Below are 20,211 nucleotides of genomic sequence, written 5' to 3' on the forward strand. Positions count from 1 at the left end.
TGTCCATGCCGGGCGGATTAGTTTGATTGAGTCTGTTTCTGCAGCAGGATCAGGCTCTGCTGTTCTTGCTGACTCAGACCAGGCTGCTCACAGGCTTGTTCGACGCTGCCCCCCCGGATGGCACATCATGATGTCCATGCCGGGCGGATTAGTTTGATTGAGTCTGTTTCTGCAGCAGGATCAGGCTCTGCTGTTCTTGCTGACTCAGACCAAGCTGCTCACAGGCTTGTTCGAAGCTGATCCCCAGATGGCACATCATGATATCGATGGCGGGCAGGTAGTTGGTCATTGCGTCTTCCATGGTGATCCTCCAGAGCTGTCTCTTATGCCCGAGCCGCGAGCAGGGGGCAATTAGACTTTAGGTGTAGGGTGTCATCTGCTTCGCCCCCTGCCACTGGGCGGGGGAATTTGCTACTCTTGCGTGCACTAAAGAGGTTGCCGTGTGAGTGCGAGCAATCGGTGAGGAGCAGGGCATGTTATTGAGTTTCTTGATCATCGCATCTGGCTGGTGGCACATCCGCGCGGCTTATGGCTCAGACTCCCGTCAGTTTTACATCAGCAAGCCGCTGACCATGCTGTTCATCATCGCATTGGCATTCGGTTACCAGAGTGACGATCACAACGGCTCCCATGCCTGGATCCTGCTCGGTCTCTGCCTGTCGCTGGCCGGTGACGTACTGCTGATGCTGCCAAGGGATCGCTTCATTCAGGGGCTGGCGGCATTTTTTGTCGCCCATCTCTGCTACATCGTCGGCTTTGCCCAGGGCCCTCTGGTGCTGAAGCTGATCGACGGCCTGCTGCTGTTGCTGGTGGCCGGCATGGTGTTCGGCTTGTTGTGGGGCAGGCTCGGCGAGATGAAGATCCCCGTCTTCTGCTACATGCTGGTGATCATCGCCATGGCCTGGGTGGCCGCCGGGGCCTGGCACGCCTCCCTCACCGCGGGCAGTGCCGCCGCCCTGGTGGGGGCACTGATGTTCCTCTTCTCCGACAGCATGCTGGCCCTCGATCGCTTCCGCCGCCCCTTCCCCCATGCCACGGCCTGGATCATGAGCAGCTACTTCGCCGCCCAGTTCCTGATCGCCGCCTCTCTCGCGGGATAAGCAGGCTTCGTCGACCATAAAGAAACGGGCCGCGCGGCCCGTTTCTGGTTTCTGGATTACGCCTCCAGTGGTTCTGCATCCGCCGCTCTGGGCGCCGGCTGCCTGAGCAGCAGCATCAGGGCGCTGGCGATGAGCAGGAAGATGCCCATCACGTAGAACACCTGGTTGTAGGCCATGATGGCGGCCTCCCGGTTGATGGTGTTCGACAGCATGGCCTGGGCCTGCTGCTGCGCCAGCGCCGGATCCGAGCCTTGCGCCATCATGGTCTGGGCCAGCTGCAACAGGTAGCTCTGCCCCTCGATGCTGGTGGCGGCCAAGGTGCTGCCGATCTGACTGGCATGGATGCGGGTGTCGTTGTCGATCAGGGTGGCGATGATGGCGATGCCGAAGGCACCCCCGAGGTTGCGCAGCACGTTGAGCAGGGTGGAGGAGGAGGGGATCTCCTCCGGGGTCAGGCTGGCGGTCGCCACCAGGGAGAGGGGCACCATGATGAAGGGCTGGCCCAGGGCCCGCACGATCAGCGACTGGATAAGCTGGGGACCGGCGTAGTCGGCGCTCATGTTGACATTCATGAAGCAGCTGATGGCAAACACCAGGAAGCCAAAGCTCACCAGGTAGCGTGGATCTATCCGGGTGACCAGCCTGGGCACCAGGGGCAGCACCAGCAACTGGGGCAGGCCCATCCACATCAGCACTTCACCTATCTCAAGGGCGTTGTAGTTGTGGATCTGCGCCATGTAGAGCGGCAGCACATAGATGGACCCCATCAGCGCCATGCCGAGCACCAGGTAGGCGAAGCAGGCCAGGGCGAAGCGCGGGCTGTGCAGCAGTCGCAGATTGACCAGCGGGTGGCGGCGCAGCAACTGGCTGATGACGAAGAACACCAGGGCCACCACAGAGATGACGGTGAGCCGCACTATGAAGCTCGAGCCGAACCAGTCCTCCCGATTGCCCTCCTCCAGCACCACCTCCAGCAGACCCAGCCCCACCGCCATGGTGAGGATGCCGACCAGATCCACCCGTTTTATCACCTCCCAGTCCACCGGCTTCCTGTCCAGGCCGTGGGCCAGCATGGCCATCACCAGCAGGCCGGGGGGCACGTTCAGGTAGAAGATATAGTGCCAGGAGAGCTGCTCCGTCAGCCAGCCACCCAGGGTCGGACCTATGGCGGGGGCGAAGGTGGCGCACAGGCCGAACAGCGCCATGCCGGTGGCCCGCTTGTGCAGTGGCAACAGGCTGACGATGAGGGAGAAGGCCATGGGGATCAGCGCCCCGCCGGTGAAGCCCTGCAGCGCCCGGAAGACGATCATGCTGGTGAGGTTCCAGCTGAACGAGCAGAGCACTGAGGCGACGATGAAGGCCCCCGTGGTCCACAGCAGGTAGCGGCGCACGCTCAGCCCCCGGCTCAGCCAGCCGCTGAGGGGGATGGCGATCATCTCCGCCACCAGGTAGGAGGTGGAGATCCAGGAGCTCTCGCTCAGGGTGGCCGACAGGGCGCCCTGAATGTCCTTCAGGGAGGCGTTGGTGATCTGGATGTCGAGGATGGCCATGAAGGCGCCGATGAGGCCCCCCATGACCGCGATCCAGTTGCGACGTGGAATGGGTTCCATCAGTGGGCGGCGACCACGGGCTCAGGGGTACGGGTGTCGACGATCACCTCGCTGGAGAGGCCCGGCAGCAGCTTGCCTGCCAGTACGCCCGGCTCGGGGATGCGGATCTTGACCGGCACCCGTTGCACTATCTTGGTGAAGTTGCCGGTGGCGTTCTCGGGCGGCAGCAGGGCGAATTTGGCGCCGGTGGCGGGGGCCAGGCTGTCGATGATCCCCTCGACCGGCTGATCCGGATAGGCATCCAGGATCACCTCCACGCGCTGCCCCGGTTGCATGTGCTGCAGCTGGGTCTCCTTGAAGTTCGCCTCGACCCACACCTGTTGCAGCGGCACCAGGCTGGCCACCTGCATGCCTGACTGCACATAGAGCCCTTCCCGCAGGCTGCGCTTGCCGATGATGCCGTCGGCCGGTGCCCGCAGCTCTGTGTAGCCGAGCTCCAGTCTGGCCTGTTCGAGCTGGGCTTCACTCAGTGCCAGCCTGGCCTGGTTCTGCTTGGCTTCGGCGTCCAGCACCAGCAGCCGCTCACGGGCGGCCTGCAGGGCGGCTCTGGCCTCCTGCTCCTGGGCCTGAGTGACCTGCAGACCGGCGCGCACCTCGTCCAGGCTGTCCTGGGAGCTGTAGTGGCGCTGATTGAGCTGGCTGACGCGGCGCACCTGCTGCTGGGCCCGTACCTGCTCGGCATTGGCCGAGGCGACCCTGGCTTCCGCCTGACGGATCAGGCTCAGTTGCTGGGTACGGGTGGCGGCCAGGTTCTCCGCCGTCGCCTGATTGAGGTGCAGGTCGGCCTCGGCCTCGAGCACCCGGGTTCTGTACTCCCGGTCGTCCAGCCTGGCGATGAGCTGGCCGGCCTTGACCTCCTGGTTGTCGGTCACCAGCACCTCGCCGATGTAGCCGGGCAGCTTGGAGCCGATGCCGGTCACCTCGCTCTGCAGATAGGCGTTGTCGGTGCTCTCGAAATGGCGGCCGTGCAGATACCAGTAAGCGGCAAACAACATGCCGAGCAGGGCCAGCAGCAGGGCTGCCAGCAGGGGGATCTTCTTGTGTTGACTCATGATATGGGTTTTTCCTGAACTGTGGCGGGCAGGCTAACATCGTGTCACTGTTTCGATTAGTATCCATTCATGAGATATACAGTTTCACTGGTGAGACAATGGACCTGAACGCGGCCTTGATTCTGGTGCGCATCGTCGACAAGGGCTCCTTCACCGCGGCGGCCCAGGAGCTGGGCATGACCAAGGCGACGGTGAGCCGCCGTATCGCCGATCTGGAGCAGCACCTCGGCGTGCGGCTGCTCTATCGCTCCACCCGCCAGCTCACCCTGACCGAAGCCGGGGAGCAGTATTACCTGCGCTGCAGCAAGGCGGTGGAGGAGCTGGCCCAGGCCGAACTGATGCTGAGCGCCAGTCAGCAGGAGGTGACGGGGACGCTCAAGCTGGCGGTCCCCATCGAGACGGGGCAACTGGTGGTTGGCCGGCTGGTGGCCCACTTTCTGCAGGCCTATCCTGGGCTGAGAGTGGATCTGGAGCTGACCAATCGCATCGTGGATCCCATCAGCGAGGGGCTGGATGCCATAGTGCGAATAGGCGACATGAGCGACTCCAGCCTGGCGGCGCGGCGCCTGTGGAGCACGGGACGCCTGCTCTGCGCCAGCCCCGAGTATCTGGCGCGTAGCCCGGCGATCGCCCGGCCCGAGGATCTGGTGCGTCATGAACGGGTCGCGGTGAGCAGCGGTTTTCTCGCCTCCCACTGGTGTTTTGAGCGGGATGGCCGGGAAGTGCTGGTGGATCCGCCGTCCCGTTTCCAGGTCAACAACATCACCTGTGCCAGAGAGGCGGCGAAGGCCGGGCTGGGGCTGGCCTCCCTGCCCGCCATGTTGTGCCATGATGAGCTGGCCAACGGCTCCCTGGTGGCCCTGCTGCCGGACTGGCAGCAGCCCAAGGTACCCATCTATCTGTTGTTTCCCGAGCGGCGGCTGATGCCGCGCAAGTTAAGGGTGTTTATCGATTTTCTGGTGGCCAATGGCCCGGCTTACGGCATCGACAATCTGCTGTGAGCGGCATGGCCGGACATATGAAAATGGCCATTAACCTGAGTACCGGTGGAGGACAGCCACGGCGCTGTGGCTTCGAAGCCGGTATCGAGGGGTCCACCCTCTGGGGACGGGTCGATGATCAGGCAGGCTGTTGTGAGGAGAGGATATATGGAGCAGTGGATTAACTTGTATCGGGCCTCTCACTCCCTGGAGGCGCACGCCTTGAAGGGGGCGTTAGAGGTAGAAGGGGTCAGAGTTCGCCTCAGTGGGGAGGGGCTCTCGGGGGCGCTGGGGGAGTTGCCCGTGGATCTGCTGCAGGTGACCCTGATGGTGTGCGAGCAGGATCGCCGACGGGCGGGCAGGATCATCGAGCGCTACCAGCAGCGCCAGGGCAATGGCTGGCTGTGCGGCCAGTGCGGGGAGGAGAACGGCGCCAACTTCGATATCTGCTGGCGCTGCCATCACGATCCCCAGGATCACTGAGAGCTTCCCCTTCTCCCATTCCTCAGCGCAGGGTGAAGTCGATGTCCTCCCCCGCGCAGGCATCGTGATAGATCGCCAGATCCAGCTCCTTCTCGCTGCGGGCGATCAGCACTGACACCAGGATGTCGCCGGAGACGTTGACCGTGGTACGGGCCATGTCGAGGATCCTGTCTATTCCGGCGATGAGCGCCACCCCTTCCAGCGGCAATCCCACCGCGGTCAGCGTCAGGGTCAGCAGCATCAGCCCTGTGCCCGGTGTGCCCGCCGTGCCTATGCTGGCCAGGGTGGCGATGCTGATGATGGTCAGGTAATCCACCACGTGCAGATCCACCCCGAATGCCTGGGCCACGAACAGCGCCGTCACCCCCTGATAGAGCGCGGTGCCATCCATGTTGATGGTGGCGCCGATGGGCAGCACCTTGGCGGTGATGGCGGGGGAGACCCCCAGCCGGCGCTCGGCGCAGGCCAGGCTGATGGGCAGGGTGCTGCTGCTTGAGCTGCTGGTGAAGGCCACCGCCTGGGCGTCGACGATGCTCTTGAAGTAGTGCAGCGGATTGAGGCGGGCCAGCAGGATCAGCAGGCTGCTGTAGACCCCGAGCACATGCAGCAGGCAGCCGAGGTAGACGGCGCCGATCACCTTGAGCAGGGGCAGCAGCAGGCTCACCCCGTATTTGCCCGTCATCCAGGCCATCAGGGCGCAGACGCCATAGGGGGCCAGCGCCATCACCATCTGGGTCAGCTTGAACATCCCCTCCGCCAGGGAGGTGAAGAACAGAATGGCGGGGCGGCCACGCCGCCCGGTGGCATTGAGGGCCAGGGCGAGGGCCACTGCAAACACGATCACCTGCAGGATCTTGCCATCCACCATGGCTTGCACCGGGTTGTGGGGCACCAGATGACTCAGCACGCTGGCCAGGGTCGGTTGCACCATCACGCCGGTCCGCTCGTAGGGTCCCATATTGGCACCCATGCCGGGTTCCAGCAGCCAGCCCATCACCAGGCCGATGCAGATGGCGACGGCGGTGGAGCAGAGGTAGAGACCTATGGCCTTGCCGGCGATCCGGTCGAGGGTCTTGCCCTTGAGCAGGGCGGTGAGACCGGCGATGACGGAGCAGAAGATGAGAGGCACCATCAGCATCTGTATGGTGTTCACGAACAGGACGCCGATGGGTTTGAGCAGCAGTGCCTGCTCGCTGAAGCCGAGCCCGAGCCCGATCCCGGTCAGCATGCCGAGCAGGGTCTTCAACCAGAGTGGGCGGCGGGTCCAGATCCGCCAGGGCTTGAAGACCAATCCATGGAACAGCATGACGCCAATGTCCTTATTTTCTGTCTGCGATGGCAAAGGGGCGCTAGTGTAGCCATCCCCCGATCAGGTTGCCACATTATCGACAAAGCGATGCTCCCGGCCAGCCTGGGGGCGCTAAAAAAGGCGTTTTGTTGGCTTACATCAAGATCGGGAGACGGGGTTCAGGCTCTAATTGACATCTGACATGATGATTAAAGAGGTTTGAGATGTCCCAGTCGATACACGGTCACGAAGTAATGGAGATGATGCTGGAAGAGGGGGGCCATTTTACCCGGGCCAGCCTCAAGGAGGCGATTGAGGCGCACTTTGGCGCCGATGCCCGTTTCCATACCTGCAGCGCGAGCGAGATGGATGTGGCGGCGCTGATCGACTTTCTGGCCAAACGCGGCAAGTTCATCGAGTCCGAACAGGGCTTCCAGACCCGGGCCGACAAGATCTGCAACCACGGCTGATCCCGTGGCGAGCGCACCGGGGCGCTCGCCGAATCCCGTCTCCTTTGTTATATTTCGCCCTCTCCCCCCTCTGTTAAAGGCTTGGCCTGGGCAACGCCCGGGAACCTGTATGGATACGTTCTCCGCTGCCGTCATGTTGTTTCTGATCATGGATCCGCTGGGCAACCTGCCGGTCTTCCTCTCCATCCTGCGCCATGTCGATCCCAAGCGGCGGCGCAAGGTGATGATCCGCGAGCTGCTGTTCTCCTTAGGCATCATGCTGGGCTTCCTGTTTGCCGGTCAGCAGATCCTGAGCTTCCTGAATCTGCGCCAGGAGGCGGTCAGCATCGCCGGGGGCATCATCTTGTTCCTCATCGCCATCAAAATGATCTTCCCTAGCCCCGGTGGCGTGACCGGGCTGGCGGCGGGGGAGGAGCCCTTCCTGGTGCCCATGGCCATTCCCATGATAGCGGGCCCCTCCATCCTGGCCTCCCTGCTGCTGTTGGCGAACCAGGAGCCGACCCGGATGGCGGACTGGTCCCTGGCCCTGCTGATGGCCTGGGGCGCCAGCGCCGTGATACTGATGTTCTACGAGCTGTTCAACAAGCTGCTGGGTGAGCGAGGACTCACCGCCGTGGAGCGGCTGATGGGTATGCTGCTGGTGATGATCTCGGTGCAGATGCTGCTGGATGGCGTGCACCACTATCTGGCGGTGACGGGCAAGGGGTAAGAAGAAAGGGGCTGCCAGGCAGCCCCTTTCTTATTGTGCGTCCATGACGGCCAGCGCCTCGTCTTGGCGGGACGGGTCGCCGGGGGTCTCCAGCTTGCCCATGATGAGGGCGAGCAGGGTCTCCCGCAGCCAGCGGTGTCCCGGATCCTCCTCGTGGCGCTGATGCCAGATGAGCAGGTGGGAGATGCTGTCCAGGGCGATGGGCAGCGCCAGCGGCACCAGCGGATAGACCTGGGTCGCGTGACGGGCATAGAGCCGGGACAGGGTCACTATCATGTCCGAGTGCATGCCCATGCGCAGCGCCGCCTCGAAGGAGGGCACGGTCGCCTCGATACGGCGATAGAGAGCCTGCTCCGCCAGCTTGTGATCCAGCATCCAGCGGTCGCGCCCCTCGCAATAGGTCTGCACGTGGGGATAGGCCAGGTAGCGGGGAAGATCCCACTCGGGCTCGCGCAGCGCCGGATGATCCCGCTGTACCAGGCAGGTGAGATCATCGATGGCGAGCAGTCGCTGGCAGATGGCATTGGGCAGGGTATCCAGCCTGAAATCCGAATTGATGCAGTTCTCACGCACCGTGAAGGCGATGTCCACCTGACCCTGGCTCATCTCGGTCAGGCTGTGCTCTGTCCACTCCTCGTAACGCAGCCGGATCCCCGGTGCCTGACGCTTGAGCTCGCTGAGGTAGAGCGGCGCGAACAGGGTGAAGGCGCTGTCCATGCTGGCGATGACGAACTCCCGCTCGGTGCTGACGGGATCGAAGGCGGGGGGCTGGATCAGGTTGTCCAGCGACAGCAGTATGGGTTGCAACTGCTGCTGCAGATCGAGGGCGCGCGGGGTGGGGTCCAGCCCGTAGGCTGAACGGACGAACAGGGGGTCGTCGAAGGTTTCCCGCAGGCGGCCCAGCGCCTTGCTGACGGCCGACTGACTCAGATGCAGGCGACGGGCAGCCCGGCTGCCATTGCGCTCCTCCAGCAAGACTTGCAGGATAATCAACAGATTAAGGTCTATGCGCCCGAGCTGTTCCAGCAACATGATATGAATCCTCTTCAATTCTTAGATGAATTTATACCATTTGTTTTCATATCTTGGCGACCCTATGCTCGAACTGTCTCTCGCCTTCATGGCGGCTGGTACAGGATGTAGCGGTTGAGGGGACAAGTAGCACCGACTCATACGGCGGCCAAAGGTCGCCGTATCTTTTTATGTCTTTTGACGATTTTCCTGCCAACTTGCGCCTGCCTTGATTTTGCCCAACAATCGTTGCGCCTTCTTTTGATACAAACAACGGGTATCTATCTGTCAGGAGTCGCCCTATGGGACTTGGTGGAATTCATATCTGGCATCTGTTGATCCTGCTGGTGGTCGTCGTCGTGGTGTTTGGCAGCAAACGCCTGGCCGGCGCCGGTGAGGATCTGGGCACCGCCATCAGGGATTTTCGTAAAGCCTTGCGTGACGATGAAGTACATCCGAAATGAGTAGGAGTGGAAGTATGTCTGTAGACGAAAAAGTGGAATTGAATGAAACCTGCGACAGCTGCGGCTGTTTCGCCGAGATCGGCACCATCATAGGTGAAGGCGACGATGTGATGGAGCTGGTGATCGAGGCCGCGGCAGAAGCCGACGCCCGTGCCAAGCTGGCAGCCTATGAGGCGCTGGCCAAGCAGGTGACCGCCGAAGCCGTGATCGACAGCGAACTGACCCAGGGCGCAGACGGCGTGATCCTGAAGGCCCGCCTGCAATTCACCTGCACCGCCGAGAAGCTGATTTTCGAGATGCGTGCCCGCTCTATCTGAGCCCCTGATGAGACGGCAGGCTTGCCTGCCGTATTGCGTTGCCCCTCGCCTTTTCCCTCTCTTTGCGTTGTATAGTGAGTTATCCCACGGACGTTCCGGTTCCAGTCCGGCACGCGTCGCTCTGGTGCAGAGGGGTGACCTGATACCCTGATGGCACTCTGTCATCTGTTCCAGGCCTTGTCTTGGCGGGGAATCATCCGGTTCGAGTCGACCCACAGAAGGTGACTACATCATGATGCGATGGCTTTGGGCCCTGTTGGTCTTCTGTTCTCTCCCTCTGCTGGCGGCGGATCTCGGTTCCCAGCCTGGTGATGCCCCTTCGCGCGCCGCGGACGTCAAACCCAAACTCCTGCCCCAACCCGGGGATCTCGAACACATACTGCAAAAGAAGGAACTCAGGGCCCTGGTGGTCTATGAACGGGGCTTCTTCTTCTTCGACAAGGGTGCCCAGTACGGCATCCTGGTCAATCAACTGCAAGGCTTCGAGCGCTGGTTGAACCAGACCTATCTCGCCAGGGAGAAGCTCAAGCTCAAGATCATCTACATCCCGGTGCGTCAGGACAAGTTGCTGGACTATCTCACCGAGGGGCGGGGGGATCTGGTGGCGGCCAACCTGACGGTGACGCCGACCCGGCGCGAGCAGGTCACCTTCTCCCAGCCGCTCATCTCGCCCATCGAGGAGTGGGTGGTGAGCCAGCGGGAGCTGACGGGTTTCAACCGCATCACCCAGCTCTCCGGTCGGCGGATCTGGGTACGGGCCAGCTCCAGTTATTACGAGAGCCTGCATCAGCTCAACTGGCTGTTCCGCGAGCTGGGGCTGCCCCCCGTCTACATAGAGACGGTGCCCGAGTACCTGCAGGACGGGGATCTGCTGGAGATGGTGGCGGCCGGCATCATACCGCTGACCGTCACCGACAGCTTCAAGGGACGGATCTGGCTCGACATGATAGGGGGCCTCAAGGCCCACAAGCTGATCCCGCTGCGGGACAAGGGACGCAGTGCCTGGGCGCTGCGCAACAACAGCCCCGAACTGCTCAAGGCGGTGAACGCCTATATCTCGGAGTCGAGCAAACGCACCCTCTACAGCGACATGACCCTGCGCCGCCTGATGGCCCAGAGTGACCAGATGAGCAACATACTGGCACCGGATCCCCTGGGGCGGCTGTCGACCATCCGCAAGGTGCTGGAAACCCAGGCCGACAAATATCAGCTCGACTGGCTGATGCTGGCGGCGCTGGCCTACAAGGAATCGGGGCTCAACCCCAATGTCCGCTCCCACCGCGGGGCGGTCGGCATCATGCAATTGCTGCCGAGCACGGGGGGCGAGGTGGGGATCCGCGGTGCCAGGCTCACCAGCCTGGAAGGCAATGTGGAGGCGGCCTGCCGTTACATGCGGCTCATTCTCGATACCTACTTCAACGATCCCGGGATGGACAGGCTCAACCGCCACCTGTTCGCCCTGGCGGCCTACAATGCGGGCCCGAACCGAGTGCAGGCGCTGCAGGCCAAGGCGAGGGAGAGGGGGCTGGATCCGAACGTCTGGTTTGGCAACGTGGAGCAGCTGGTGGCCAACGAGGTCGGCCAGGGGCCCATCAACTACGTCGGCACCATCTACAAGTATTACGTAGCCTACCGCTTCAGCCTGCCCCAGCTGGAGGGCAAATCCGAGGCCATAGAGGCGGCGCAGCCCTGAGCGTCAGTGCCGGTCGGAAAGGCCATCCTCACGCGCAAGGGGGAGGGTCTCCCAGTCCTGATCCCGGTGCTGCTGGTACCAGGGGGTCAGCAGCCTGGCGGGAGTGGGATCCGGCTGGCTGGCCTGTGGTCGCTGGCTGAGGGAGGGGTGGTCGCGCAGTTCCATCATCGACTCCTTGACATGCTGCAATCGGGGCGGTTGTCTGGGTTATGCCACCGCCTCATGACAAGGAGATGACCCTTGCTCACCGCCGACTTTGCTTTGCTCGACGATCCCGGCACCGCCCTCAAGGCCCGCTGCCAGCTGATCCGTGGCGCCCGCAGCCGGATCCAGGCCCAGTATTACAGCTGGGAGGAGGACAGCAGCGGCAAGCTGCTGCTGTCGGAGTTGCTCCATGCGGCGCGGCGCGGGGTCCGAGTCCAGCTGCTCATCGACGACCTCTATGCCGGCGACAATCGTTTCCTGGAGGTGGTGGCGGCAGAGCCCGGCATCGAGGTTCGCCTGTTCAATCCGTTCTGGCTGAGGGGCTGGCGTCCCCTGACCCTGCTGCTGGAAGGCCTGCTCAGCTTCCGTCGCATCAACCACCGCATGCACAACAAGCTGCTGCTGGTGGATGGTCGCGAGGCGGTGATCGGGGGTCGCAACATCGGCGATCGTTACTTCGGGCTGGGTGCGTCCCCTCACTTCGTCGATCTGGATCTGGTCTGCCGTGGCCCCCTCTGCCGCCAGGTCGAACAGGGCTTCGAGTTGTTCTGGCGCAGCCGCTGGAGCCACCCCATCCGGCGCCTGTTGCGGCGCCCCCTGCTGACCGCCGAGATCCACGTGGTGAACGATTTCCTGCTCACCCTGACCGACCCTGTGGTGGCCATGGTCTACGATCTGCCCGCCAGCCTGTTCGATGGGGTGCCGGTTCCCCTTGGCTGGCATCCGGGGTTCGGAGAGTGCTGGTTTGACCGGCCCGGCAAGGGATTGATCTCCCGGCCGACCACGGCGCCCCGCCTGGGACGCAAGCTGGCGGGCAATCGGGAGACGCTGCGGTTGGTAAGCCCCTACCTGATCCTGACCCGGAGCCTGCGCCGCCATCTCAAACGACAACGCCAGGTGGGGGTTGGCATCGAGATCCTGACCAACTCCCTGGCCAGCACAGACGTGCCCCTGGTGTATGGCGCCTATCGGCGCCACCGCCCCTGGCTCGAGCGGCAGGGCATAGTGCTGGCCGAGCTGGCGGGTGAGGCCCACAGTCTGCATGCCAAGCTGATCCTGATGGGGGAGGAGGAGGCCCTGCTCGGCAGCTTCAATCTGGATCCCCGCTCCCTGATGCTCAACACCGAGCTGATGTTGCATCTGCGCTGCACGGCGCTCTGTGCCGAGCTGAGGCACTGGCTTTGCGGGTGGCAACAGGCAGCGGCGCATCCTGTGGTGGCGCCCCCCTCGACGCTGCGGCGCCTGCTGGCGCGACTGAGCGACTGGTTGCCGTTGCACCCCTGGCTGTGAGAGGGGCCTGGCTTGTGCGAGATCTCGCAAAGCCTTGTGCGCCTTCGAGGATAACGTTTGCCATCCAAAACCGGATTGAGATTTTATCGTATTGTTTTTAATCACTTTATATCTGGTAGTGAACCCTGATGCCGCTACCCGGTCTGCATAGAGGTCCGTATAAAACGGTTTTTTATTTTAATTAACTGCGTAGTATTTCGGTTGCAAGGACAAACACGGCGGCTCGCCTGCCGTGTGGGTGAAGGGGGTAAGGGAATGGGTCGGCCGGAGTGTTCTGGCAGATACTGCGGATCGGGAGCGGAAACCCGTGATGCGGAAAAGATCCCCGTTATTGCCGGATCCCAATACGGAACATGCTATTTGCGAGGGGGTGACATGCGAGTGTCGCCCCATTTTTTTGTTTCTCGCCTTTGGGGCGCATACAAGAAGACCGCCAGCAGGCGGTCTTCTTGATCCGGGTTCCTGAGCGTCTCAGGCGATGCCGGCCAGCAGGCGACTCCAGTTGCGTTTGGCAACGAGGAAGCCATCCCGAAGGTTGCGATATTCCAGCTGCAGCTTGAGCCTGTCGTAGCGCGCCAGCGCCTTGCGCTTGCGCTGCTCCAGCAACTGCTTGCGGTTGGCGTAGTAGTGCTGGATCTGCAGGCTCAGCTTGTCGTACTCCTCCTGCAGCAGCGCCTGCCACAGCTCCCTGTCATCCTGCTTGTGCAGTCTGGCCTGGGCGCGCTTGAGCTGCATCTCCAGCCTGGCCTGCTCGATTCGCTCCTCAGGGCAGGATCTGAGATCCCTAGCCAGCCCGCACCAGGCGGCGATGCGGATCAACCACTTGGTGGGGTCGAACTGCCACCAGCGGATGCCGTTGCGGTAGTCGTTCTCGAACAGGTGATGGAAGTTGTGATACCCCTCGCCAAAGGTGAAGAAGGCCAGGATGCCGTTGTCCCGGGCGCTGTTGCGGTCGGTGAAGGGCTGGCTGCCCCAGATGTGGGCCAGGGAGTTGATGAAGAAGGTGGTGTGATGGGTCATCACCATGCGCAGCACCCCGGCGAGCAGCAGCATGCCGAGCAGATCCCCGTGGATCAGACCGAGCAGCAGCGGGATGCCGATGTTGGTGGCCAGGGTCAGCGCCAGATAGTGCCTGTGCTGGAAGGCGACCACGGGATTGTTCTGCAGATCCCGCACGTTGCTGTAGTCGTGGTAGATCTCGCGCTGGTATTCCCGCAGCATCCAGCCGATGTGGGAGTACCAGAAGCCGCGGCCCGCGCTATAGGGATCCTTCTGATTGTCATCCACGTGGCGATGGTGGCGGCGGTGATCGGACGACCAGTGCAGTGCCGAGTTTTGCAGGGCGAGGGCACCACCGATGGCGAAGAACCATTGCAGGGCAGGGTGGGCCTTGTAGGCCTTGTGCGACCAGAGTCTGTGGTAGCCGGCGGTGATGGAGATGCCGCAATAGCAGAACAGCAGCAGGAAACTGCTCCACTGCCAGAGGTCATAGCCATGGGTCAGGCCGTACCAGGGTACCGCAATCAGTGCCGTCAGCCCGGAGAGGGCAAACAGCAGGGTGTTGGTCATGATGATCGGGGGGCGGTCCATTTCACTCGGCTCCATTCAGCGAACAGCTGTCCACTATTCTCCATTGAGCCGGAATGCGGGTCAATGGTAAAAAAGTCGGAGACAAACCTGATCCAGGCCCCGCCTTCGGGTTATCATCTGGCCTCGCTAATCGCAAGGTGACTGTTTTCGTGGGTATTCGCGCGCAACAAAAAGAAAAGACCCGGCGTACGCTGATCGACGCGGCGTTCAGTCAACTCTGTGCCAACCGCAGCTTCTCCAACCTCAGCCTGCGGGAAGTGGCCAGGGAGGCGGGCATTGCGCCGACCTCCTTCTATCGTCATTTTCGCGACATGGAAGAGCTGGGGCTGACCCTGGTGGACGAGGGCGGCCTGACCCTGCGCCAGCTGATGCGCCAGGCGCGCCAGCGCATCGCCGGTGGTGGCAGCGTCATCAGCACCTCGGTGCAGACCTTCATGGAATTCGTCGAAAACAACCCGAACATCTTCCGGCTGCTGCTGCGCGAGCGTTCCGGTACCTCTGCGGCGTTTCGCCAGGCGGTGGCCCGCGAGATCCAGCACTTCATCGCCGAGCTGACCGATTATCTGGAGGCGACCACACAGGCACCACGGGAAGAGGCCTACATCCAGGCCGAAGCCATGGTCACCATCGTCTTCAGCGCCGGTGCCGACGCCCTCGACATGACACCCGAAGAGTGCCGGGCCCTGTCAGAACGCACCATCAGCCAGTTGCGAATGATCGCCATGGGCGCCGAGGTTCTGAACCGCAAGCGCCGCGAATCTCTCTCATAAGTCAAGGATGGACAGTCCCATGCATGAATCGAACGCGATCCCGAAGAAACCCCTGCTGCTGGCCCTGCTCATCGGCATCTGCGGTGATGCCTTCCTGTCGGTGCTGACCGAGTCGGTTGTGCCCTTCTCCTTCTTCCCCCTGATCGCCCTGTTGTTGGCGGCCTACCAGCTCTATCAGCACTATCGCCACGAGCCCATGGTCGGCAATACCCCCAGTTGCATCCTGCTCTGCTTCTTTATCGGGGTGTTCGGCCATTCGGCGCTGCTCAAGGTGCAGTACCCGGAGCTTGGCAGCAACTTCTTCTCCCTCATCGCCATGCTGCTGCTGCTCGCGGTGCTCTCCATCAAGCTCGGGATCAGCCTGGGGAAAAAAGCGAAGGAGTGACGCATCACTCCTTCTGGTTCGATTTGCCGGTGGTTAGTCGACCCTGGGCGGCGTTTCGCCTCTCTGTCTGGCATCTATGATGGCTTGCAGCTTGGCCCGGATCTCCATCATGCCGAACACGCCGAAGATCAGCACCTGAGTGAATTCGAGGCGAGTGACCGCGAAGTAGGGCTTGCAGGCGGCCTTGATCATGCTCGCCTGTACCCAGTGCATCAGGATCACGATGACGCCACAAACCGGCAGAAAGCCGTTCAGTTTGCCCGGCAGGGTGCCCAGCAGGGCGAGCACCACGCCGAACCAGAAGAACAGCAACACACCCATCGCCAATAGATTAAACACCCGCTTCATCGTCTACCTCCCGTACATAGAGTTGATAACAGACCTGACCGGCCTGCTTGTCCTTGAGTCGTTGCCCAGATTGACGAGGAGGGGCATAGCGCCCACCTCCCGTACCTACCCGGTATTTAAACCGCAGCGTCATCCTGGATGTCTCGCAGATAGAGCTGATAGCAGACCTGACCCGCTTGTTTGTCCTTGAGTTGTTTCCAGCTGGCAGGAAGGGGCAGATCGCTCATCTCTTTTTCTCGTTCAAGATAGATGAGGGCATTCGGCGCCAGCCAGCCGCGCTGTTCCAGCAGATCGCACACCTGGGGCAGCAGTTCACGGCGAAACGGCGGATCCAGGAACACCAGATCGAAGGGGGTGGCGGGGCCTTGCAGCCAGCTTACCGCATCGGCCTGGATCACCTGTCCCTGGCTTGAACCCAGAGTGAGCAGGCTTTTCTTGAGCTGATCGGCGGCCCCCTTGTCCATTTCGACCAGGGTGACCTGCTCGGCGTAGCGCGACAACGCCTCCAGCCCCAGGCCGCCGCTGCCGGCAAACAGGTCGAGACAGCGGGTGCCACGGACATGAGGGGCCAGCCAGTTGAAGATGGTCTCCTTGACGCGATCCGTGGTGGGTCTGAGTCCGTCCACATCCCTGACCGGCAGTTTACGGCCCTTCCACTGGCCGCTGATGATTCTTACCACGCCCGCTCGCCCCTGGGGGGCTGGGCTCTTGCTCGGGCTGTTACGGCTGGATTTCACTCTGGGCATCGCGTTTCGTCGTCAGAAAATAAAGTGGTAGTATAAGGCGGTTCATTTTTATGCCGACCCGCCGAGGGACGGCTATCTTAGCAGTCAGCCAACGAAGTGAGTATTTTTTAGATGGCAAAAGGTTTGTTTTCCTGGCTGGGTTTCGGCCGCAAGAAAGAAGAGGCTGAGGCCGTCCAATCACAGGCCCCTGACGCCACCCCGGCTGTCGCCGAGTCCGAGGCCCCCGTTGCCCCCACTCCCGTCGCTGATGTTTCCCTGACCGAGGCCCCTGCTGTATTGCACGAGGCGCCCCTGGCGACCCCTGACGAAGGTCCCCTGGTGGTGGAGGAACCTGCCTCCGAACTCGAGCCTGTCATCGTCAATGAGGCGCTGATCGCCGCCGAGGCCGAGGCTGTCGAAGCTGCATGCGTTGCCGCTGAGGCCCAGGCTGCGGAAGCTGCTCGTGTTGCCGCCGAGGCACAAGCTGTGGAAGCTGCTCGCGTTGCTGCTGAGGCCCAGGCTGCGGAAGCCGCCCGTGTTGCCGCTGACGCCCAGGCTACCGAAGCCGCCCGTGTCGCCGCTGAAGCCCTGGCTGCGGAAACCGCTCGTGTTGCTGCCGAAGCGCAAGCTGCGGAAGCTGCCCGCGTTGCCGCCGAGGCCCAGGCTGCGGAAGCCGCTCGTGTTGCCGCCGAGGCACAAGCTGCCGAAGCTGCTCGTATTGCCGCCGAGGCACAGGCTGCGGAAGCCGCTCGTGTTGCCGCCGAGGCTCAGGTTGCGGAAGCCGCTCGTGTTGCCGCCGAAGCCCAGGCTGCGGAAGAGGCCCGTATTGCTGCCGAAGCCCGAGCCGCAGAAGAAGCTCGCATTGCCGCCGAGGCTCAGGCTGCCGAGGAAGCCCGTATCGCCAAAGAGGCACAGCGAGCGGAAGATCTGCGTCTGGTGGCCGAGATGGAGGCTGATGCCGCCGCGCTGGCAGCCCTGCCCCTGGCCGCCAAGGTGGACGACGACACTCAGGACAAGCCGCAGCGGGAGGGCTTCTTTGCCCGCCTCAAGCGCAGCCTGGTGCGTACCAAGGAAAATATCGGCTCCGGCTTCTTCGGCCTGTTCCGTGGCAAGAAGATCGATGACGAGCTGTTCGAGGAGCTGGAGACCCAGCTGCTGACCGCCGATCTCGGCGTGGATACCACCAGCCGCATCATTGAAAGCCTGGTGCAGCACGCGGACCGCAAGCAGCTCAAGGATGCCGAGGCGCTCTATGGCCTGCTCAAGCAGGACATGGGCGAGATGCTGGCGAAAGTCGAGCAGCCGCTGGTGATCGACACCAGCAAGAAACCCTATGTGATCCTGATGGTCGGCGTGAACGGCGTCGGCAAGACCACCACCATCGGCAAGCTGGCCAAGCAGTTCCAGGCCGAAGGCAAAAGCGTGATGCTGGCGGCGGGTGATACCTTCCGTGCCGCTGCGGTCGAGCAGTTGCAGGTGTGGGGTCAGCGCAACAACATTCCGGTGATCGCCCAGCACACTGGCGCCGACTCCGCCTCCGTCATCTATGACGCCATCGAGGCTGCCCGCTCCCGAGGTGCCGACGTGCTGATCGCCGATACCGCTGGCCGCCTGCAGAACAAGAGCAACCTGATGGAAGAGCTCAAGAAGGTGGTGCGGGTGATGAAGAAGCTGGATGAGGAAGCGCCTCACGAGATCATGCTGACCCTGGATGCGGGCACAGGCCAGAATGCCCTGAGCCAGGCCAAGCTGTTCAGCGAGGCGGTGGGCTTGAACGGCATCACCCTCACCAAACTGGACGGGACCGCCAAGGGCGGCGTCATCTTCGCGGTGGCCGACAAGTTCCAGATCCCGATCCGCTACATCGGGGTGGGCGAGGGGATCGACGATCTGCGTCCCTTCGTTGCCAACGACTTTATCGAGGCACTCTTCAGCCGCGATGAATGAGTCCGGCCGCGATGAGTAAGTGTTCCATACCCCGACCCAGGTCGGGGTTTGTCAATATCAGGAAACCGTTATGATCCGTTTTGACAAGGTCAGCAAGGTATACAGCGGTGGCCATCAGGCGCTGCAGAAGGTCAGCTTCCACCTGCGCAAGGGGGAAATGGCCTTCCTGACCGGCCACTCGGGGGCGGGCAAGAGTACCCTCCTCAAGCTCATCAGCGTGATGGAGCGGCCGACCGATGGGCGCGTCTTCTTCCATGGCGATGACGTCAGTCATATCCAGCGCAGCCAGATCCCCTATGTGCGTCGCCAGATCGGCATGATCTTCCAGGATCACCGGCTGCTGATGGACAGAACCGTGTTCGACAACGTGGCCCTGCCACTGGTGATCGATGGCTATAGCCATGCTGACATCAACAAGCGAGTGGCGGCGGCGCTGGACAAGGTCGGCCTGCTCGGCAAGGAGCGTTACCAGCCGCGCATGCTCTCCGGTGGTGAGCAGCAGCGGGTCGGCATCGCCCGGGCCATCGTCAACAAGCCGCCCCTGCTGCTGGCGGATGAACCGACCGGCAACCTGGATCCTCAGCTCTCCATGGACATCATGCGACTGTTCGAGGAGTTCAACCGCTTCGGGGTCTCGGTGCTGATTGCCACCCACGATCTGGGGCTGATCGCCCGCATGCGCTATCGCACCCTGACCCTGAAGGCAGGGCGCATGTATTCCCAAGAGCAGGAGGAGAGCTGATGGCTATCGTTCGTCATAAACAGCCGCCGCTGCGCCGTCTGATGATGTACGGTGTGGACCACGTGCGTCAGGCCTTTGCCAGCCTGGGAGAGCTGTGGCGCAATCCGCTTGCTTCCCTGATGACGCTGGCGGTGCTTGGTGTCAGTCTGGCGCTGCCTTCCTGCTTTCACGTGCTGCTGAAGAACGCCGAAGTGGTGGAAGGGAGCTGGCAGACCAGCTCCCAGATATCCCTCTATCTGCGCAAGGATCTGCCGGAGCAGAGCATCCTCGACATGAAGCAGCGGATCCTGCTCTATCCCGAGGTGGAATCCGTCACTTATATGAACCGGGACGAGGCGCTCAAGGAGTTCCGCGAGATCTCCGGTTTCGGCGATGCCCTCGATTACCTCGACAGCAACCCGCTACCGCCTGTGCTGAGCGTCATCCCGGATCCGCGCTGGCAGAATCCGGAAGGGGCCGCCGAGCTGCTCGCCAAGCTGGAGAACGAACCCGGCATCGAGCAGGGCAAGCTGGATCTGCAGTGGCTGACCCGGTTGCAGGGGATCATGAACCTGTTGCGTCACACCATCACCGGCATAGCGGTGCTGCTGCTTTCTGCCGTGCTGCTGATCGTCGGCAACACCCTCAGGCTCAATATTCTCAACCAGAGATCCGAGATCGAAGTGCTCAAGCTGGTGGGGGCGACCGATGCCTTCATTCACCGTCCCTTCCTCTACACCGGCATCTGGTTCGGGGTCATCGGCGGCATGCTGGCCTGGTGGCTGACCGAGGTAATGGTGATCTGGAGCGAGGGGGTGGTGAAGGAGCTGGCGGGGCTTTACAACAGCAACTTCCGGCTGGTGGGGATGGGGGCGTTCGACGGCTTCAACCTCATACTGTTGGGGGCCTTGCTGGGGTTGATCGCGTCCTGGTTCTCGGTGCACAGGCACATTCGTGACATAGAACCGTCCTGATTAATTTATCAGCATTTTAAAACGCTGGATTTTGCGAACTGGATCAAGTAAAAGAGTGGCCCGTTTCTGGCACGGGCCAC

Annotated in this window: 23 protein-coding genes; 14 read left to right on the top strand and 9 right to left on the bottom strand. The window is 62.2% G+C overall.

What is annotated here, in order from left to right; all coding sequences use genetic code 11:
* Positions 1–148 precede the first annotated feature (148 nt).
* Positions 149–301 (bottom strand): hypothetical protein, encoded by a 153-nt coding sequence (locus tag PG898_RS14705; protein WP_081934535.1) that lies wholly within the window; start codon positions 299–301, stop codon positions 149–151.
* 172 nt (positions 302–473) lie between these two features.
* Here PG898_RS14705 and PG898_RS14710 point away from each other — a divergent pair, with 172 nt between their 5' ends.
* Entirely contained in the window at positions 474–1,100 is a 627-nt protein-coding gene (locus tag PG898_RS14710) for a lysoplasmalogenase (RefSeq protein WP_042650024.1), read from the top strand.
* A gap of 56 nt (positions 1,101–1,156) precedes the next feature.
* On the opposite strand, the gene PG898_RS14715 is transcribed toward PG898_RS14710, so the two are convergent.
* Positions 1,157–2,710, bottom strand: a complete 1,554-nt coding sequence (locus tag PG898_RS14715; protein WP_043131284.1) for a DHA2 family efflux MFS transporter permease subunit — start codon at positions 2,708–2,710, stop codon at positions 1,157–1,159.
* On the bottom strand, positions 2,710–3,762 hold the full coding sequence (locus PG898_RS14720) for an HlyD family secretion protein (RefSeq protein WP_270824470.1): 1,053 nt from the start codon (positions 3,760–3,762) through the stop codon (positions 2,710–2,712). The genes PG898_RS14715 and PG898_RS14720 overlap by 1 nt, the downstream gene beginning before the upstream one ends.
* A gap of 98 nt (positions 3,763–3,860) precedes the next feature.
* Here PG898_RS14720 and PG898_RS14725 point away from each other — a divergent pair, with 98 nt between their 5' ends.
* Together PG898_RS14725 and PG898_RS14730 are read left to right on the top strand one after the other, a co-directional pair.
* The gene (locus PG898_RS14725; protein ID WP_005332192.1) at positions 3,861–4,763 is read left to right on the top strand and encodes a LysR family transcriptional regulator; all 903 of its coding nucleotides are present in this window, start codon (positions 3,861–3,863) and stop codon (positions 4,761–4,763) included.
* Positions 4,764–4,910: 147 nt separating this feature from the next.
* Positions 4,911–5,225 carry a putative signal transducing protein gene (locus PG898_RS14730; RefSeq protein ID WP_025325406.1) on the top strand — a complete coding sequence of 105 codons (315 nt, stop codon included), beginning with the start codon at positions 4,911–4,913 and terminating at the stop codon, positions 5,223–5,225.
* A gap of 22 nt (positions 5,226–5,247) precedes the next feature.
* On the opposite strand, the gene PG898_RS14735 is transcribed toward PG898_RS14730, so the two are convergent.
* Positions 5,248–6,531 carry a dicarboxylate/amino acid:cation symporter gene (locus PG898_RS14735; RefSeq protein WP_270824471.1) on the bottom strand — a complete coding sequence of 428 codons (1,284 nt, stop codon included), beginning with the start codon at positions 6,529–6,531 and terminating at the stop codon, positions 5,248–5,250.
* Positions 6,532–6,737: 206 nt separating this feature from the next.
* Here PG898_RS14735 and PG898_RS14740 point away from each other — a divergent pair, with 206 nt between their 5' ends.
* Together PG898_RS14740 and PG898_RS14745 are read left to right on the top strand one after the other, a co-directional pair.
* Positions 6,738–6,983 (top strand): YecH family metal-binding protein, encoded by a 246-nt coding sequence (locus tag PG898_RS14740; protein ID WP_161507648.1) that lies wholly within the window; start codon positions 6,738–6,740, stop codon positions 6,981–6,983.
* A gap of 109 nt (positions 6,984–7,092) precedes the next feature.
* Positions 7,093–7,692 (top strand): YhgN family NAAT transporter, encoded by a 600-nt coding sequence (locus PG898_RS14745; protein WP_042650554.1) that lies wholly within the window; start codon positions 7,093–7,095, stop codon positions 7,690–7,692.
* 30 nt (positions 7,693–7,722) lie between these two features.
* On the opposite strand, the gene PG898_RS14750 is transcribed toward PG898_RS14745, so the two are convergent.
* The gene (locus PG898_RS14750; RefSeq protein ID WP_270824472.1) at positions 7,723–8,724 is read right to left on the bottom strand and encodes a LysR substrate-binding domain-containing protein; all 1,002 of its coding nucleotides are present in this window, start codon (positions 8,722–8,724) and stop codon (positions 7,723–7,725) included.
* A gap of 281 nt (positions 8,725–9,005) precedes the next feature.
* On the opposite strand from PG898_RS14750, the gene tatA reads away from it, so the two are divergent.
* The 3 genes from tatA to PG898_RS14765 all read left to right on the top strand — a co-directional run bounded on the left by tatA (position 9,006) and on the right by PG898_RS14765 (position 11,177).
* A complete protein-coding gene (gene tatA / locus PG898_RS14755) occupies positions 9,006–9,167 on the top strand; it encodes a twin-arginine translocase TatA/TatE family subunit (RefSeq protein WP_005323446.1) in 162 nt (53 codons plus the stop codon).
* Positions 9,168–9,181: 14 nt separating this feature from the next.
* Positions 9,182–9,484, top strand: a complete 303-nt coding sequence (locus PG898_RS14760) for a YfcZ/YiiS family protein (protein ID WP_042650556.1) — start codon at positions 9,182–9,184, stop codon at positions 9,482–9,484.
* A 232-nt stretch (positions 9,485–9,716) separates the two neighbouring features.
* Complete coding sequence (locus PG898_RS14765) at positions 9,717–11,177, top strand: lytic transglycosylase F (RefSeq protein WP_270824473.1); 1,461 nt, start codon at positions 9,717–9,719, stop codon at positions 11,175–11,177.
* Between the two features lie 3 nt (positions 11,178–11,180).
* On the opposite strand, the gene PG898_RS14770 is transcribed toward PG898_RS14765, so the two are convergent.
* Entirely contained in the window at positions 11,181–11,342 is a 162-nt protein-coding gene (locus PG898_RS14770; protein ID WP_270824474.1) for a hypothetical protein, read from the bottom strand.
* Between the two features lie 75 nt (positions 11,343–11,417).
* On the opposite strand from PG898_RS14770, the gene PG898_RS14775 reads away from it, so the two are divergent.
* Positions 11,418–12,671, top strand: a complete 1,254-nt coding sequence (locus PG898_RS14775) for a phospholipase D family protein (protein ID WP_270824475.1) — start codon at positions 11,418–11,420, stop codon at positions 12,669–12,671.
* Between the two features lie 471 nt (positions 12,672–13,142).
* On the opposite strand, the gene PG898_RS14780 is transcribed toward PG898_RS14775, so the two are convergent.
* A complete protein-coding gene (locus PG898_RS14780) occupies positions 13,143–14,261 on the bottom strand; it encodes an acyl-CoA desaturase (RefSeq protein ID WP_182787314.1) in 1,119 nt (372 codons plus the stop codon).
* Positions 14,262–14,410: 149 nt separating this feature from the next.
* Between PG898_RS14780 and fabR the strand changes: the two genes are divergently transcribed.
* Both fabR and PG898_RS14790 read left to right on the top strand, forming a co-directional pair.
* Entirely contained in the window at positions 14,411–15,031 is a 621-nt protein-coding gene (fabR, locus tag PG898_RS14785; protein WP_005323438.1) for an HTH-type transcriptional repressor FabR, read from the top strand.
* A gap of 19 nt (positions 15,032–15,050) precedes the next feature.
* Positions 15,051–15,416, top strand: coding sequence for a YijD family membrane protein (locus tag PG898_RS14790; RefSeq protein WP_042650560.1), 366 nt, complete (start codon positions 15,051–15,053; stop codon positions 15,414–15,416).
* A 33-nt stretch (positions 15,417–15,449) separates the two neighbouring features.
* On the opposite strand, the gene PG898_RS14795 is transcribed toward PG898_RS14790, so the two are convergent.
* Positions 15,450–15,764 carry a DUF1145 domain-containing protein gene (locus tag PG898_RS14795; protein ID WP_043131306.1) on the bottom strand — a complete coding sequence of 105 codons (315 nt, stop codon included), beginning with the start codon at positions 15,762–15,764 and terminating at the stop codon, positions 15,450–15,452.
* A 116-nt stretch (positions 15,765–15,880) separates the two neighbouring features.
* Positions 15,881–16,510 carry a 16S rRNA (guanine(966)-N(2))-methyltransferase RsmD gene (gene rsmD, locus PG898_RS14800; protein ID WP_270824477.1) on the bottom strand — a complete coding sequence of 210 codons (630 nt, stop codon included), beginning with the start codon at positions 16,508–16,510 and terminating at the stop codon, positions 15,881–15,883.
* A gap of 111 nt (positions 16,511–16,621) precedes the next feature.
* On the opposite strand from rsmD, the gene ftsY reads away from it, so the two are divergent.
* The 3 genes from ftsY to ftsX all read left to right on the top strand — a co-directional run bounded on the left by ftsY (position 16,622) and on the right by ftsX (position 20,131).
* Positions 16,622–18,436: a signal recognition particle-docking protein FtsY gene (ftsY, locus tag PG898_RS14805; RefSeq protein WP_268423425.1), complete on the top strand. Its 1,815-nt coding sequence runs from the start codon at positions 16,622–16,624 to the stop codon at positions 18,434–18,436.
* Between the two features lie 70 nt (positions 18,437–18,506).
* Complete coding sequence (gene ftsE, locus PG898_RS14810) at positions 18,507–19,178, top strand: cell division ATP-binding protein FtsE (RefSeq protein WP_005323433.1); 672 nt, start codon at positions 18,507–18,509, stop codon at positions 19,176–19,178.
* Positions 19,178–20,131, top strand: a complete 954-nt coding sequence (gene ftsX, locus PG898_RS14815) for a permease-like cell division protein FtsX (RefSeq protein WP_005323432.1) — start codon at positions 19,178–19,180, stop codon at positions 20,129–20,131. The genes ftsE and ftsX overlap by 1 nt, the downstream gene beginning before the upstream one ends.
* The last annotated feature ends 80 nt before the right edge of the window (positions 20,132–20,211 follow it).

It is taken from the genome of Aeromonas sp. QDB31, assembly GCF_027707605.1.
Classification (GTDB): domain Bacteria; phylum Pseudomonadota; class Gammaproteobacteria; order Enterobacterales; family Aeromonadaceae; genus Aeromonas; species Aeromonas media.

Coding starts and splice junctions, on each gene's coding strand:
- PG898_RS14705 (WP_081934535.1), bottom strand. CDS start 301: ATGGAAGACGCAATGACCAACTACCTGCCCGCCATCGATATCATGATG.
- PG898_RS14710 (WP_042650024.1), top strand. CDS start 474: ATGTTATTGAGTTTCTTGATCATCGCATCTGGCTGGTGGCACATCCGC.
- PG898_RS14715 (WP_043131284.1), bottom strand. CDS start 2,710: ATGGAACCCATTCCACGTCGCAACTGGATCGCGGTCATGGGGGGCCTC.
- PG898_RS14720 (WP_270824470.1), bottom strand. CDS start 3,762: ATGAGTCAACACAAGAAGATCCCCCTGCTGGCAGCCCTGCTGCTGGCC.
- PG898_RS14725 (WP_005332192.1), top strand. CDS start 3,861: ATGGACCTGAACGCGGCCTTGATTCTGGTGCGCATCGTCGACAAGGGC.
- PG898_RS14730 (WP_025325406.1), top strand. CDS start 4,911: ATGGAGCAGTGGATTAACTTGTATCGGGCCTCTCACTCCCTGGAGGCG.
- PG898_RS14735 (WP_270824471.1), bottom strand. CDS start 6,531: ATGCTGTTCCATGGATTGGTCTTCAAGCCCTGGCGGATCTGGACCCGC.
- PG898_RS14740 (WP_161507648.1), top strand. CDS start 6,738: ATGTCCCAGTCGATACACGGTCACGAAGTAATGGAGATGATGCTGGAA.
- PG898_RS14745 (WP_042650554.1), top strand. CDS start 7,093: ATGGATACGTTCTCCGCTGCCGTCATGTTGTTTCTGATCATGGATCCG.
- PG898_RS14750 (WP_270824472.1), bottom strand. CDS start 8,724: ATGTTGCTGGAACAGCTCGGGCGCATAGACCTTAATCTGTTGATTATC.
- tatA (WP_005323446.1), top strand. CDS start 9,006: ATGGGACTTGGTGGAATTCATATCTGGCATCTGTTGATCCTGCTGGTG.
- PG898_RS14760 (WP_042650556.1), top strand. CDS start 9,182: ATGTCTGTAGACGAAAAAGTGGAATTGAATGAAACCTGCGACAGCTGC.
- PG898_RS14765 (WP_270824473.1), top strand. CDS start 9,717: ATGATGCGATGGCTTTGGGCCCTGTTGGTCTTCTGTTCTCTCCCTCTG.
- PG898_RS14770 (WP_270824474.1), bottom strand. CDS start 11,342: ATGGAACTGCGCGACCACCCCTCCCTCAGCCAGCGACCACAGGCCAGC.
- PG898_RS14780 (WP_182787314.1), bottom strand. CDS start 14,261: ATGGACCGCCCCCCGATCATCATGACCAACACCCTGCTGTTTGCCCTC.
- PG898_RS14790 (WP_042650560.1), top strand. CDS start 15,051: ATGCATGAATCGAACGCGATCCCGAAGAAACCCCTGCTGCTGGCCCTG.
- PG898_RS14795 (WP_043131306.1), bottom strand. CDS start 15,764: ATGAAGCGGGTGTTTAATCTATTGGCGATGGGTGTGTTGCTGTTCTTC.
- rsmD (WP_270824477.1), bottom strand. CDS start 16,510: ATGCCCAGAGTGAAATCCAGCCGTAACAGCCCGAGCAAGAGCCCAGCC.
- ftsY (WP_268423425.1), top strand. CDS start 16,622: ATGGCAAAAGGTTTGTTTTCCTGGCTGGGTTTCGGCCGCAAGAAAGAA.
- ftsE (WP_005323433.1), top strand. CDS start 18,507: ATGATCCGTTTTGACAAGGTCAGCAAGGTATACAGCGGTGGCCATCAG.
- ftsX (WP_005323432.1), top strand. CDS start 19,178: ATGGCTATCGTTCGTCATAAACAGCCGCCGCTGCGCCGTCTGATGATG.